The following is a 13,480-nucleotide window of genomic DNA, read 5'->3' as shown; positions in this document are numbered from 1 at the left end:
CGAAAGGAAAGGCCGCCCAAAGTGGGCCGGCGCACGACAACCCGACCCAAAAAGCGAGCCCCATCCAAAGACGTCCATCGATCCCGACATTCAGGATTGCGCACTTTCCCATCACGTGATTCCTCCGATGTTGATCAGCCTCCCGAGAAGCTACCCGGCGACGGCTCGATCGACAGAAGCGACGACCATGTCACGACGAACGTGCGCTGTACATCTCTTGGGTCGGGAATCTATCCGAGACGGACGGGGTGTGCGTGGGTGGAAACGACGCGACCGGTTTTCTTACAGACCCGAACTTCGAACTGGAAACCCATCTGTTGCTTTTCGTCCCGGCCGCGATAAATCACCGAGAAGAAATCAGGGCCTTCCAAAACCACCTGCCGTAGGTTTTCGCGATCGCCCATGAAGGTTTTCACGGTCGGTTCGCGACTGGCAATTTCGGCAGCACGTTCCTTGTCGATTTTCTGGTCTCCCAGGCCGGATTCGCTCACCAGCGCCTCCCTCCAATATAGATGATATACATACCGTTCAGACTACATGATTCAAGCGCAGTATACCCGATGCCACGCGGGCGGGGAAGCGCACCGGCCATCCCGCGGGGGGCATTCTGTTCCCCGCGGGTAGGAAAAGAAGTCGAAACCGCGGTCCCGACGGCGGAGACGACCTGGACACACCGCGGAGACGGACACGCGAGCCGCCTCCGCGACGAACCGTCAGGCGGCCTCTTTCGCCTTGGTCGTGTTGACTTTCACACGGAGGTTGACCATTTCCACGAACACCGAGAACGCCATCGCGAAGTACACGTAGCCCTTCGGAATGTGGAATCCCATGCCCTCGCCGACCAGCGTCAGACCGATCATCAACAGGAAGCTCAACGCCAGCACCTTGACGGTGGGATGGCGATCGACGAAGTCGCTGACCGCGTTGACGAACACCAGCATGAAGAGCACCGAGATGATGACAGCGGTCACCATGACACCCAAGTCATCGGCCATACCGATCGCGGTAATGACGGAGTCGATGGAGAAGACCACGTCCAGCATCATGACCTGAATCAGGACGGAGCCGAAGGTAACCGTTCCCTTGCCGGCATCCTGATCCTTGTGGGCGCCACCCTCGATCTTCTCGTGGATCTCCACGGTGGCCTTGCCCAGGAGGAACAGCCCGCCGGCTCCCAGGATCAAATCACGCCCGGAGACGCCGTGCCCGAACACGGAAAACAGTTCCGCGGTCAATTTGGACAGCCAGCTAATGGAGAACAGCAACAGGATGCGCGTGATCAGCGCGAGCGCCAATCCCAATTGACGCGCCTTTTTCTGCTGCTCCTTGGGTAGTTTGCCGGCGAGAATCGAAATGAAAATGATGTTGTCGATCCCCAATACGATCTCGAGGACCGTCAGGGTTGCAAGTGCGATCCATGCCTGTGGATCCGATATCCAATCCAAGTGGAACCCCCTCTCGTTGATTCAAGTACCCGAGACAGTTGGCGAATGACGGATCGATCGCGCGAACCCGTCCCCTCGGCCCTCGAAAATCCGGTCGGCCCGTCACCCGACGGAGCACGCACGAAGTCCGTTCCCCGATGAACCCCGTCAGGGCCCTGTGTTCGAGCCACCTATCCAGGCGTCGACCTCCCTGTGGAAGTGCAACCCATCGGAAAAGGGTAAAAGCGACCGGTCGTACAATATTGAGACTAAGTCTACCTCAACCCCTGGTTCTAGAAGACATGAATTTACGGTTAAAAATCGGAACGCTGGCGGTGCCCGTCGCCACCGGCGTGATCTGAATCACCCTTGCGCCAGACGTATGAAACTCGGCTTAAACCTTCCTTTTAGTCGGCTGGTCAACCCTGGCAAGAACCAGCATTCCACGGAAGGTGACATCATGACGTTCTCGCGATTCAGTCACGCAGGCCGCACCTGCCTGCTCGTTTTGTTGTGCCCCATTCTGGCCGCGTATCCAGATACCCCGTATACGCCCGATCATCAACGCGCACTCAAAATTCAACGGCTCAACCAGAACTTGAAGCTTCTCCAGGACGCCACCGCGAAACGCGAAGGCGGCTGTGTCATCGAATCGGAAATGCCGGATACCCTGAACGAAATCGATGTGTTCACCTTCGCAAAAATGCAGGCCGACGGCGTGCCCATCAACGACCTCTGCGACGACGCGACCTTCATTCGGCGGACGAGCCTGGTGTTGACCGGTCGTTTGCCGGATCCGGAGCGAACGCGGGCCTTTCTCGCCGACGACAGCGCCGGCAAACGCGAACGGTACGTGGACGAGCTGCTGGCCTCCGATGCCTTCATCACGCATTGGTCCTTTTATTTCCAGGAGCATTTCGAGTCCAACGGACGCAGTTTGCTCGGCGGCCTGATTCCCTACAACGAGTTCTTCGCCGATGCGGTGGCGACCAACAAACCTCTCGACGAGATGGCCACCGACATGATCACCAGCACCGGCAACACCTTGACCGAGGGCGTCACCAATTTCTTCGTGCGATCCGGGAACATGGCGCGCCTGACCCAGGACCTTCAGGACAATTTGGCCATCGCCGCCACCACCAAGTTCATGGGCATTCCCGTCGAGTGCATTTCCTGTCATGACGGGGCCTATCACCTGGAAAACGTCAACGTCTACCTGGCGGAACGAAAGCGGGAAGAGCTGTGGCAGATGGCCGCCTATTTCTCGGGTCTGCGTTTCCAGCGAAACGTCAACCGCGAAACCAACATGATCGAATCGTTCGACATCACGGAAGGGCGGAGCGAGGGATACCTGGCGGAATCGGACAGCGGTGATCGCCCGATTCGCGACGGCGGCGTGATTACCCCCAAGTTCCTGACCACTGGCGCCGAACCTCAGCCAGGCACGCTGTTCCGCACGGACTTCGCCACGCAGGTCGTTCAGGATCGCCAGTTCGCACGGCACTGGGCCAACCGCCTCTGGGGCCACGCCTTCGGCCTGGCGCCGGTGGAACCGATGGACGCCTTCGACATGGCCCGCCTCGACCCCAATGCGGAGCTTCCCGAGGGTTGGGAAGTGCAGGCGCTGGACCTGGACCTGTTGGAACACCTGACGGACAAGATGATCGAATTGGATTTCGACCTGCGCGCCTACCTGAGCTACTTGCTGCATTCCGCCACCTATCAGATGAGTTCCACTTTCGAAGTGGGAACCTGGGAGGATGCCTACGCACCCTATTACACCCGCTACCTGGCCCACCACATGACCTCCGAGCAGGTCTACGACTCGCTGGTGACGGCCACCGGGGTCATCACCCAGATCCAAATGCGTGATCGCGGCACGAACAACGTGCTGCGCCTGAGCTACGCCCACGAACTGCCCGACACCAGTCAACCGCGCAACGACGCCTACGCCGACCTGATCGTGTTTCTCGCCGCCTTCGGTCGCGGCAACCGCCTGGATCAGCCGCGCACCAACGCCGGCAGCATTTCCCAGGCGATGTTGATGATGAACTCGCCCCTGATCGACGAACGGCTGTTGCACCCGCAAAGCCGGCTGATGGGATACCTCGAGCAGGGCATGTCCGCCGAGCAGATCATCACCAACCTGTTCCTCGACATCCTGTGCCGTGAACCCAGCGAAACCGAAGTGGCCGAGCTGCTCGCCGAGCTGGCCACCTACGACACGCCCCAAGATCAAGCCGCCACCGCCGCATGGCTCCTGCTCAACCGAGCTTCCTTCACCTTCATCCACTGAGCGCCACACAACTATTTGAAAAGGAGATGATTCCCATGATGAGACGAAACTTCCTGAAAATCTTCGGTGCGGGCGCGGTAACCCTGAGCGGGATGGGTGCGGTGGCTTCGGCGCAACAACGACTGAAACTGCGCGCCAAGGCCGATGTGGTCACCCGGGGCAGTGCGGAAAACCTGATCCTGGTCTTCCTCAGCGGCGGCCCCAGTCACGTGGACACCTTCGATATCAAGACCGGAAGCTGGACACCCTCTGATTTCGGAGTCGCCACCTTCGGTAACCTCCAGATGTCGGGCAAGCTCTTTCCGGAACTCAGCCAGCACACCGACAAATTCTCCTTCCTGCGCTGCCTGAGCCACAGCGAAGCGGTGCACCAGCGCGCGGGCTACCTGTTGGAAACGGCGCATACCTTCAACCCGGCTTTCTCGAAAGAGCAGCCGCATATCGGCAGCCTGATCGCCTGGGAACTGGCGGCGCAGCGCCGCGATTCGGACATCCTGCCGCCGTTCGTCACCATCAACGCCGGCGTCCAGGGACCGGGCCTGTTGCCCAGCACCTACGCCGCCTTCGGGTACTCCGCCGAAATCGGCGTACCGGGCCTGGAACATCCCGGCGGAGAAGCGATGTTCCGCAAGCGCTACGCGAGCCTGCGCAACACCGACGCCGCCGATCGCACCAGTTCGGCGAACGGCAACGCGATCAACGATTACGACAACTTCTACATCCTCGGTGAACAGATGATGTACCAACCGGACGTGGTCGACGCCTTCTCGGTCGACGAGGCCGACATGGCCCGCTACGGCGAATCCGGCACGGGCATCGGCTGTGCCGTGGCGGCCAAACTGCTGGCCAAGGATCGCGGCACACGCGTGGTACAAGTCACTCAGGGTGGATGGGATTCCCACTACGCCATCTACACCGGCGAGCAGGGTCAGCAGAGCATCTACGACCTGTGCAACACGCTCGACCAGGCGCTGGCAGCCATGTTCACGGACCTGGCCGCCACCCCGGGCAAACGCGGCGGCAGCCTGCTCGACGAAACGATGGTCGTGGTAACCGGCGAATTCGGCCGCACCCCGGGCGCCCTGAGCCGGAACGAGGGCCGCGACCACTACCCCTACGCGTACTCTTCCCTCGTTGCCGGCGGCGGCATCGTTCCCAATCAGGCTTTCGGCGCCACCGATCCCGAGGGTTGGTACATTTCGGACCCGTTCTGGTCGCAAGACCGCAACATCAGCATTCACGACCTGATCGCCACGATGTACTCCTCGCTGGGTATCGACTGGACCAAGGAGATCGAAGACACGCCTTCGGGCAGGGTCTACGAGTACACCCCCAAGGAAAACGGCATCTCCGGCTACTACCAGGACATCGTCGAGATGTTCGGCTGATTCGCAAACGCCTTAACTGTTCGCTCCTGGCTCAGCACCTCGCAAGGCGCGTGGGTCGAGGATCCGAGTGGCATCAAAACCCTCGAGCCCACGCCATCGGCACCCGGCACTTCGCCGCGGTGCCTTTTTTTCTTTTTTGCCATGTCGCGGCACATCGGCGATAATGGATTTCGTTAGAATCCCATTCTAGGAGCACACCATGGCCAATCAACTTTTGGACCTGTGGCACAAACTCAGCGGTGCCCCAGGCGGTAAGTGGTTATTCAGCAAGATCATGGGGTGGAAAGTGCCCTACACGGGGTCGGTTCGGCCGCGGGTGATGGAGCTGGCGCCAGGCCACGCCAAAGCCCGCCTGCACGATCGTCGCGGCGTGCGCAACCACCTGCGTTCCATTCACGCGCTGGCACAAATGAACATCGCCGAGTTCGTAACGGGTCTGGCGATGACCGCGCAATTGCCCAAAGATGCGCGAGCCATCATCACGGGACTTTCCATCGAATACACCAAAAAAGCGCGCGGCACCTTGACCGCCTCCTGCCAATGTCCCGAGTTGGGTGCCATCACCGACGATCGCGAACTCATCATCGAAAGCCAGCTCCACGACGAAGCCGGCGACCTGGTCTCCCGCGCCAAGGCGACCTGGCGGATCGGCCCGAGACGCTGACTGCTGCCCAAACCGGGAGCCGGATTGCCGGTGGTCGGAATGCCGAACCACCGACACACCGACCACTGGTTTCAGGGGGGTAACTAATCGAAGCGAATCGCTAGGGAGTTCCCGCATTTACGGGAAGGGCGTCGTCGCAGTAGGTGCCGGGCCCGCCCAGGGCGCTGGGCCGACGCTTCGAAGCAACGTAGGTAACAGACATAGAGTTATGCTAAAGAGCGAAGCCAATACTATCCCTCGTCACGCGCCATCGAAAAGACCTAGCACAGATCGAAATCGATCATGGAGAGATCTGGAGGCCCTACTTATCTGCTTCGCTCTTATATCACTTTTCTTGCGAAGCCTGGGCCGCTTCGAAGTGTCGGGCCAGCGGCCCAACCTACTGCAATGGCAATCCTCAAAGCATGCGGGAACTCCTCGCTCGAATCACTTCGACAAGTTCAGTCGGCACGCTTACCGGCCCTGCACGACGAATCTTTCGACACTCAGGTCAACGGGAGTTTGGCAGGTTCGCAAGAACAGGTGGCTGGCACCTCTATTCGGTAGGTTCTTCAACTCGAACACCACCTGATATCAAAACCCGAAAAGCTATCATTATGCTATCACTTTGATATCAAATCAGAAGCATGCAATCACCGCGATATCATGTGATATCATTTTGATATCATGCTGGAAGGATCGCCAACCCGTGTGACATCGCCCAGTACCTATGAAGAGGACACGCCATGGCTGCCGTCACCGTCCGCAACTTGCCGGAAGAAACACACCGAGCGCTCAAACTTCGCGCAGCTCGTAACGGCCGAAGCACCGAGGCAGAAATCAGAGTGATTCTGGAAGAAGCGGTTCGCCCCAAGGAACGCATCAAAATAGGATCGCAGTTGGCCGCCTTCGCACAACAATACGAGGGTCTCGAACTCGAGACGAATCGCGATCAAGCGCCGATGGAACCCGCGGAATTCGAATGATCATTCTAGACACGAACGTGGTTTCAGAGCCCATGAAACCCACGGGAAATCCCGTCGTTCAAGCTTGGCTCGATCAGCAGGTTGCCGAGTCGCTCTTTCTCACGACCATCAGCCTTTCCGAGCTCTTGGTGGGCATTGAAATCCTGCCGGAAAGCAAGCGAAAACAGGGACTGAGTCACGCCTTGCGAGAATTGTTACACCACCTTTTCGGGTCCCGCATTCTTTCATTCGACGAAAAGGCCGCCATCGCCTACGCCTCCATGTTCCGTCGCGCACGAACCTTGGGAAAAGCCATCTCCATGGCGGACGGTCAAATTGCCGCCATCACCAAGGTACATGGATTCACGGTGGCAACCAGAGATACCTCGCCATTCGAAGCCGCCGGGATCCCCGTGATCGACCCTTGGAAGACGTGATTTCCGGGCCGAAACGCTCGCTTCGGAGGAGGTCATGCCACCCAGTTTTCGATTTCCAGTTCCGGAACCTGGAGAAATGCCCGATCGTTGGTAACCAACACGGCGGCCTCGGCCAAGGCATGGGCGGCAATCTGCATATCCAGAGGGCCCAGCGTCATGCCTTTCCGTTCCAAGTGAGCGCGGAGGTCACCAAACCGAATCGCCACTTCGCGGTCCCAGGGAAGAACATCGATCCTGTCCAGCAGCCGCTTCACCAGTTCCCGAAGCCGTCCGCCGCTTGATCGCTTCGCCAGGCCGTACAATAATTCCGCTTCCGTTATGACTGAAATACAGACTGCATCCATGGGGATGTTTCTTACCTTCTTTGCCACGCCGATATCACCCCGCATTAGATAACTCACCGTGTTGGTATCCAACATGTAACGCGTCATTCGCGCCAACCATCGAAGGGATCACGATCATGCGTTCCTTGCTCGCGGTCTGCGGGGTCGAGAAAATCGCGCGGCACCTCGACTTCACCGAGCAGTTCGAAAAAACCATCCCAAGAAACGGGCTTGCGGGACAAGATCACATCCCCCGTTTCGGGATCCCGTCTAATGAACACTTCCTTTCCTTCGAATCGAAAGGCCGCTGGCAGGCGCACCGCTTGGCTCCGTCCATTCATGAAAAGCTTGGCTGTTTGCGTCATTTCGGATCTCCACAGGTGATATATACCAAAGTATATTACCAGCGTAGCAATACTTCAAATTGGGTCGGCCTCACACACCTCTCGATTTTTGGGAATCAAGAACAAAATACATATGGAAATTTCAAAATTGTTGACCCAAACAATCCCGGCAAACTATTCTGGGGACACAACATTCCAATTCATGCTCCGGCGTTACCCGAAATGGGTAACCCTCATGCACCACGTGATTCAGCGGTAGATTCGCCTTCTTAACACCAAACGACTGGCCGAGCCAGATTTTGCCTCCGAGGAGGTTTCGTTTTGAACAAGGCTCTTCCCATGGCGCTGATGCTTGTGTTTCTCGGGTTGGGTGTGTGCCTCGCGGCCGGCAACATCACCTACACCTATGACGCCAACGGCAGGCTGACCTCCGTGACCTACGACAACGGCGCGTCCATGACCTACACCTACGATGCGGCGGGCAACCTGCTCCAACGGGACACATCGGCCGAACCCTGTCTGGATGTGGTCCAGTTCCGCACCCGCCTGCCTGGCTGGCCACAAACGGAAACGGTGTTGACGTTGGTCGAATTGGTCAACTGCAACCGAAGCGGCGTGGCACATCTGAGACACAAGAAAAAGTGAGCCCAGGAAGGCTCCCACCATCCTTCGTCCACGCTGCTGCAGCGAACGGCCTCGAACGCGCTTCGTCCGATCGGATTTTTGAGGAGGACCCGTGAAAAGCATCTTCCGATTGTTCGCGTCGCCGATCTCCCTTGTCCAGCTCTTTCCCCGCGGGATCGCGGCGCTCCCGTTTGGTGACGCCCGGCCAAGCCGGCCGTGGAAACGTTCAGCGGCCTGGTTGGCGATCTTGGCAGTGGGCGCCTGGGTGCCCATGGCGGCTCGGGGCCAAGTCTCGGTGGAATTGACGGACGATACCTATATCGACTCGAACGCACCCGATTCCACCCACGGCAGTGACGTTTCCATGTTCATCTTTGACGACGATGCCGGCGGTGGCACGGTGGTTCTGTTGCGGTTCACCAACTCGCTGGGAGGCGGGGTCTCGGTCACCTCGGCGGAGTTGCAACTGGACGTGCTCGATTGCGGTGGCGGGGTCGGCTGCGGTGCGGGTGCCGAGGTCCAGATTCGCGCCGTCGATGCGAACGCGACGTGGAACGAGGCAACCGTATCCTTCAACACCCGTCCGGCCCTGGACGACCAGATCGCGGCGGTGAACGGAACCATGGCCGCCAGCGGGCTGGAGGACACCTTCGACGTCACCTCGATCATTCAGGCGATGGTATCCGAGGGCCGATCCAGTTTCGACCTACAGATTTCGGCCGCTTCGGGCCCCGGCAGATCGGGCAAGCGTATCACCAGCCAGGACTGGAAAACCAAGGAGAGCGGCACGCGTGGCCGGTTACTGATCGATACGGTCGTCTCCACCCTCACCGGCGCACCGCCGACCCAAGAGGCGCGAGGCGTCTTCGACAACATCACCTGGGATACGGCCGAGCCCATTTCGGTCGGTGGCGGCGAATTCCGCCACCGCTGGCAACTGCTCCATCCGGGCGGGATCATGAACCTCGCGTTCACCATGAGTTACGCCCCCGACATGGAAACCCGAACCCCGTTCAACACCGGTCGCCAGATGTTTCCACCCGCGGATGGCGTTCGCGCTTTTCAAAGCAATGCCGTCATGCGCTTGATCGAAGTTCGGGATACCTCGGTCGAACCGGCCGTGCGCTTCGTCAACATGATGCTCTACGACAACCTGTTCGTCTTCGAGCCACAGGGCAAGGGTGGCTTCCGCGCCACCGGGCCGATCCGATTCGAGCTCCGCAAGCTCAACGACGGTTTCTATGTCATGGCGCCCGACAACGAGCTCGTTTACATCTTCCGCAAAAGCGGCGGAGACATCGATCAACCCGGCCGAACCCTGGTTTGGATGGGCGAGGTCGCCTACATTCTGGACCGCAACGGCAACCGGTTGAGCTTCACCTACAACGACGATCATCTGCCCACCAAGATCGACGACGGCATGGGTCGTGAACTGAACTTCACGTACAACGACAGCGTCGATCGGGAGGAACGCCATTTGATGCAGGTGGACGATGGCGCCGGCCGGACCATCACCTTCCACTACGACACCTGTAACGGCGGGGCGGGCACCAAGCTCAGCGGCTTCACCGACGCCCGCGGTCAGATGACCACCTTTGCCTACACGGGTACCGGCGAGGAGGATTGCTACCTACTTCAGTCCTTTACGAAACCGCGCGGCAACAGCCCGATCGATCAGGATTGGACCACCAATCCCTCCGGGATCCACGCCATTCAGGCACAACGGGACCCCTTCGACAACGAAACCACCTTCAGTTACACGCCCGGTGCGCGGGGAACCTCGGAAGTGGCTGTCACCTACCCGGACTCGAGCCAGCGGCAATTCCAACACGAACGCGATCGCTTCCCGACGACCTCCACCAACGATGTGGGCAGCACCATCGACCTCGTGTACAACAGCGACTTCCAGCCGACGTCCTTCAGCAACCGGGCCGACGACGTCAGCTCCCTGACCTACGAGCCCAACTCCGGCAAAAAGGCCGCCTTCACCAACGCGGAAGGACACACCCAAACCGACAGTTACACGGCTCAGCCTCAGACCTTCACCCACCCGGACAACAGCGACACCGTCGATTTCACCTTCCAGAACCGCACGCGGCGGGATTACGCCGACGGTAGTTTCGAGACCTTCGCCTACGATGCGAACGGGAACCTGACCAGCCGAACCGATCGCGGCGGATTCCAATGGACCTTCCAATACAACGGCCGAGGCCAATTGACGCGCCTCGCCAACCCATTGGGCGGCAATCGCGACTACACCTATGCCAACGACGGCACCCTGAGCACCTACACCGACAGCGATGTGGGCGTAACCACCTACAATTACGACACCTTCAAGCGCATGACGCGCAGCGACCTGCCAGGCGGGGACCAGGTGAGCTACGCCTACGATGCCGAAGACCATCTCACCTCTTTCACCGACGAGAACGACGAAACCTATACCTACGGCTACGACGCCAACGGTGTCCTGACCCAGATCACCGATCCGGCGAGCATGGTGACGACCTACGGGATCGACGCCCTCGACCGCATCGCCTCGATCACGGATCGGTTGGGCAAAACCACCACGATCACCTTCGATTCCATGGGTCGAACGGCTTCGACCACCGACGCCAACGGCATCACGACCAGCTACAGCTACGACAGCCGGGGTTGGGCGACCGACACGACCAGCGGCGGCCAAACGTTCTCCTCCACCTACGACGCACACGGGCGCCCACTCACGATCACCAGCCCGCTGGGCCGCACCAAAGCCTACGCCTACAACCGGGTCGGCCAATTGACCGGCATCACCGACGAATTGAATCGAACGACCACCGTGGCCCGCGATCCGATGGGTCGGATCGGCTCGATCACGGATCCGCTGACGCGCACCAAAAGCTACAGTTACGACCCACGCGGCATGCTCTCCGAGGTGACCACCCCCTTGGGTTCTCGAGCGCAGTACAGCTACGACGGCATGCAGCAGCTCGACGAACTGACCGACCTCAACGGCAACGTGTGGGACCGCGATGTCACCACCATGGGCCGCGCCGCGGTGGACACCGATCCGCTAGGCAACGGCACCCAATACGGCTATGACGAAAGGGGCCGGCAGGAAACAGTGACCTATCCGGACAGCCGCACCCTGCAACGTACGTTCGACGGGCGCGGCAGGGTCACACGCGAGCAGTACACCGACGGAACGGACCTGAACTTCACCTACGACGCGCTGGGCCGCATGCTCACGACCGACGACCTGACCCTCACCTGGGATGCCGAAGGGAGAGTCACCAGTTCCACGGACGATCGCGGCATCCTCTTCGGAGCCAGCTACGACGACGGCGGCAGGCTGGCCTCGATCAGCTACGACGACGGGCTTTTCACGGTTACCTACACCTACGATCCCGTCACCGAGCTGGTGACGCAGGTCAGCGACAGCCTGACCAACACCACGCTGGACCTCACCTATGACAACGATTTCAGACTCGTCGGCGTGACCCGTCCCAATGGCGTGAACACCACCCTCGAGTGGGACGCCGCCTCACGCATGTCACGCATTCGGCACGGATCGATCGTGGATCGCCGATACACCCGCGATGCAGCCGGTCAGATCACCGGTATCGAGGTCGACGAACCCTTGACGCCAGGCCTCCAAGGATTCGAGGGCACCGAGGATTTCAGCTACGACAGCGCGGCCCAGGTGACCTCGGACGGATACGCCTACGATCTCCGCGGTCGACAAACCACGCGGCGGGGCACCGCCCAGGTCTGGGACGACGCCGGCCGCCTGGCTTCGATCGGCACCATCACCTTCAATTACAACGGGATCGGCGAATTGGTCAGCAGGACCGAGTCCGGCGTCACCCGTCGCTTCTATCGCAACTACGGGATTCGGCTGGACCCGATCGTCGCCGAGCGCGACGACAACGCCCAGCAGTTCGTCCGCTTCTACGTCTGGACACCGGACGGCGATTTGCTCTACGCCATCGACCCAATCGACGGCAACGCGGTCAGCCACTACCATTTCGATGCGACCGGTTCCACGATCGCCCTGACCGATGCCGCCGGCGCGGTCACGGACGCTTACGCCTACGCGCCCTACGGTCGGGTGGTCGCGCGCCAGGGTGCCAGTACCCAACCGTTCACTTTCGTGGGTGAAAAGGGCGTGCGCCGGGAAGGAGAACACCTCTACCACATGCGGGCCCGCTTCTACGATTCGGTGACGGCACGGTTCCTCAGCCGCGACCCCGCGCCTCCGGATCTCCAGCGGCCGATCACCTTGAACCCCTACCAATACGCCTTCGACAATCCCATCTCCCACATCGACCCCACCGGGAACGATGCCGCCGCAAGCAACACCGAAATCAACCGCAACCCCCAGACCAACACCGAGCTGATGGACTCGCTGAAGCAGGTCGTGGCGACGGATGTGGAGGTCCGCAATCGCGGTCACGATACCAACGACTACGGTTGGAATCCCTTTTACTCCGCCGGTTCCAAGCGCAATTACGCCATGATCGACACCTTCGGCTTCGACGAGGTGCAAAAGAACAAGAACCTGAGCCAGTTCCTATGCCACGGCGTGGCCGAGGCCATCGTGGAAGCGATCAACAACGCGAACATCGTGTTCAACGGTGGGCCGGTGGTGGCCAGCCAAATCAAACGGAGCGGATATGTGACCGCCACCCACTGGGCCGTCATCGTCAGTTGGCGCGACGCATCCAACACCAAGGTCGGGCTGGGATACAAACGCCACACGGTCATCATCGATCTGCACGCCACCCTCGACGTCAACAATCCCAAGATCCAGACCGAACAGCAGTGGGGCCCCAACACGGAAGGCGAAGGCGGCGTGTCCTTCCACATGCGCGATGCGCTACTCGAGGACGTCCTCTTCGACAAGGCGCAACGGGAGAAAGCCAGCACCGACAATTAATCGAAACGCATCGATCCTGGGAGTCACCACCTCTCCCCCGTCGGGACTCCCGGATCGTCTCCAAACAAGCACCGACCGGGTGGTAGGCCGCCCCAGCCAGCCACGAAAGACCGAACCG

General features: G+C 60.0%; 11 protein-coding genes. 7 read left to right on the top strand and 4 right to left on the bottom strand.

The window, feature by feature from the left end:
* Positions 1-230 precede the first annotated feature (230 nt).
* Together J3U87_RS17625 and J3U87_RS17620 are read right to left on the bottom strand one after the other, a co-directional pair.
* Positions 231-491, bottom strand: coding sequence for a hypothetical protein (locus tag J3U87_RS17625; protein WP_237384371.1), 261 nt, complete (start codon positions 489-491; stop codon positions 231-233).
* Between the two features lie 222 nt (positions 492-713).
* Positions 714-1,445, bottom strand: a complete 732-nt coding sequence (locus tag J3U87_RS17620) for a TerC family protein (RefSeq protein WP_237384370.1) — start codon at positions 1,443-1,445, stop codon at positions 714-716.
* Between the two features lie 439 nt (positions 1,446-1,884).
* On the opposite strand from J3U87_RS17620, the gene J3U87_RS17615 reads away from it, so the two are divergent.
* The 5 genes from J3U87_RS17615 (at position 1,885) to J3U87_RS17595 (ending at position 7,153) form a co-directional block, all read left to right on the top strand.
* On the top strand, positions 1,885-3,720 hold the full coding sequence (locus tag J3U87_RS17615) for a DUF1549 domain-containing protein (protein ID WP_237384369.1): 1,836 nt from the start codon (positions 1,885-1,887) through the stop codon (positions 3,718-3,720).
* A 35-nt stretch (positions 3,721-3,755) separates the two neighbouring features.
* Positions 3,756-5,108 carry a DUF1501 domain-containing protein gene (locus J3U87_RS17610; protein WP_237384368.1) on the top strand — a complete coding sequence of 451 codons (1,353 nt, stop codon included), beginning with the start codon at positions 3,756-3,758 and terminating at the stop codon, positions 5,106-5,108.
* A 199-nt stretch (positions 5,109-5,307) separates the two neighbouring features.
* A complete protein-coding gene (locus J3U87_RS17605; RefSeq protein ID WP_237384367.1) occupies positions 5,308-5,772 on the top strand; it encodes a hotdog fold domain-containing protein in 465 nt (154 codons plus the stop codon).
* A 725-nt stretch (positions 5,773-6,497) separates the two neighbouring features.
* Positions 6,498-6,737 (top strand): FitA-like ribbon-helix-helix domain-containing protein, encoded by a 240-nt coding sequence (locus J3U87_RS17600; RefSeq protein WP_237384366.1) that lies wholly within the window; start codon positions 6,498-6,500, stop codon positions 6,735-6,737.
* Complete coding sequence (locus tag J3U87_RS17595; protein ID WP_272932499.1) at positions 6,734-7,153, top strand: type II toxin-antitoxin system VapC family toxin; 420 nt, start codon at positions 6,734-6,736, stop codon at positions 7,151-7,153. Before J3U87_RS17600 ends, J3U87_RS17595 begins: the two co-directional genes overlap by 4 nt.
* Before the next feature lie 32 nt (positions 7,154-7,185).
* Here J3U87_RS17595 and J3U87_RS17590 read toward each other — a convergent pair whose 3' ends face one another.
* Both J3U87_RS17590 and J3U87_RS17585 read right to left on the bottom strand, forming a co-directional pair.
* Positions 7,186-7,584, bottom strand: coding sequence for a type II toxin-antitoxin system VapC family toxin (locus tag J3U87_RS17590; RefSeq protein WP_420038271.1), 399 nt, complete (start codon positions 7,582-7,584; stop codon positions 7,186-7,188).
* Positions 7,581-7,841 (bottom strand): antitoxin, encoded by a 261-nt coding sequence (locus J3U87_RS17585; RefSeq protein ID WP_237384363.1) that lies wholly within the window; start codon positions 7,839-7,841, stop codon positions 7,581-7,583. The genes J3U87_RS17590 and J3U87_RS17585 overlap by 4 nt, the downstream gene beginning before the upstream one ends.
* Before the next feature lie 300 nt (positions 7,842-8,141).
* Here J3U87_RS17585 and J3U87_RS17580 point away from each other — a divergent pair, with 300 nt between their 5' ends.
* Both J3U87_RS17580 and J3U87_RS17575 read left to right on the top strand, forming a co-directional pair.
* Positions 8,142-8,465: an RHS repeat domain-containing protein gene (locus J3U87_RS17580; RefSeq protein WP_237384362.1), complete on the top strand. Its 324-nt coding sequence runs from the start codon at positions 8,142-8,144 to the stop codon at positions 8,463-8,465.
* Positions 8,466-8,556: 91 nt separating this feature from the next.
* Positions 8,557-13,362 carry an RHS repeat-associated core domain-containing protein gene (locus tag J3U87_RS17575; protein WP_237384361.1) on the top strand — a complete coding sequence of 1,602 codons (4,806 nt, stop codon included), beginning with the start codon at positions 8,557-8,559 and terminating at the stop codon, positions 13,360-13,362.
* The last annotated feature ends 118 nt before the right edge of the window (positions 13,363-13,480 follow it).

The organism is Sulfidibacter corallicola, from assembly GCF_017498545.1.
In the GTDB taxonomy this organism is placed as follows: Bacteria; Acidobacteriota; Holophagae; order Acanthopleuribacterales; family Acanthopleuribacteraceae; genus Sulfidibacter; species Sulfidibacter corallicola.
This window is presented reverse-complemented; position numbering and strand designations above follow the sequence as displayed.

Bases quoted from the DNA above. Each gene is read 5' to 3' on its own strand.
- J3U87_RS17585 (WP_237384363.1), bottom strand. From the start codon at position 7,841: ATGACGCAAACAGCCAAGCTTTTCATGAATGGACGGAGCCAAGCGGTG.
- J3U87_RS17595 (WP_272932499.1), top strand. From the start codon at position 6,734: ATGATCATTCTAGACACGAACGTGGTTTCAGAGCCCATGAAACCCACG.
- J3U87_RS17610 (WP_237384368.1), top strand. From the start codon at position 3,756: ATGATGAGACGAAACTTCCTGAAAATCTTCGGTGCGGGCGCGGTAACC.
- J3U87_RS17615 (WP_237384369.1), top strand. From the start codon at position 1,885: ATGACGTTCTCGCGATTCAGTCACGCAGGCCGCACCTGCCTGCTCGTT.
- J3U87_RS17590 (WP_420038271.1), bottom strand. From the start codon at position 7,584: ATGACGCGTTACATGTTGGATACCAACACGGTGAGTTATCTAATGCGG.
- J3U87_RS17605 (WP_237384367.1), top strand. From the start codon at position 5,308: ATGGCCAATCAACTTTTGGACCTGTGGCACAAACTCAGCGGTGCCCCA.
- J3U87_RS17600 (WP_237384366.1), top strand. From the start codon at position 6,498: ATGGCTGCCGTCACCGTCCGCAACTTGCCGGAAGAAACACACCGAGCG.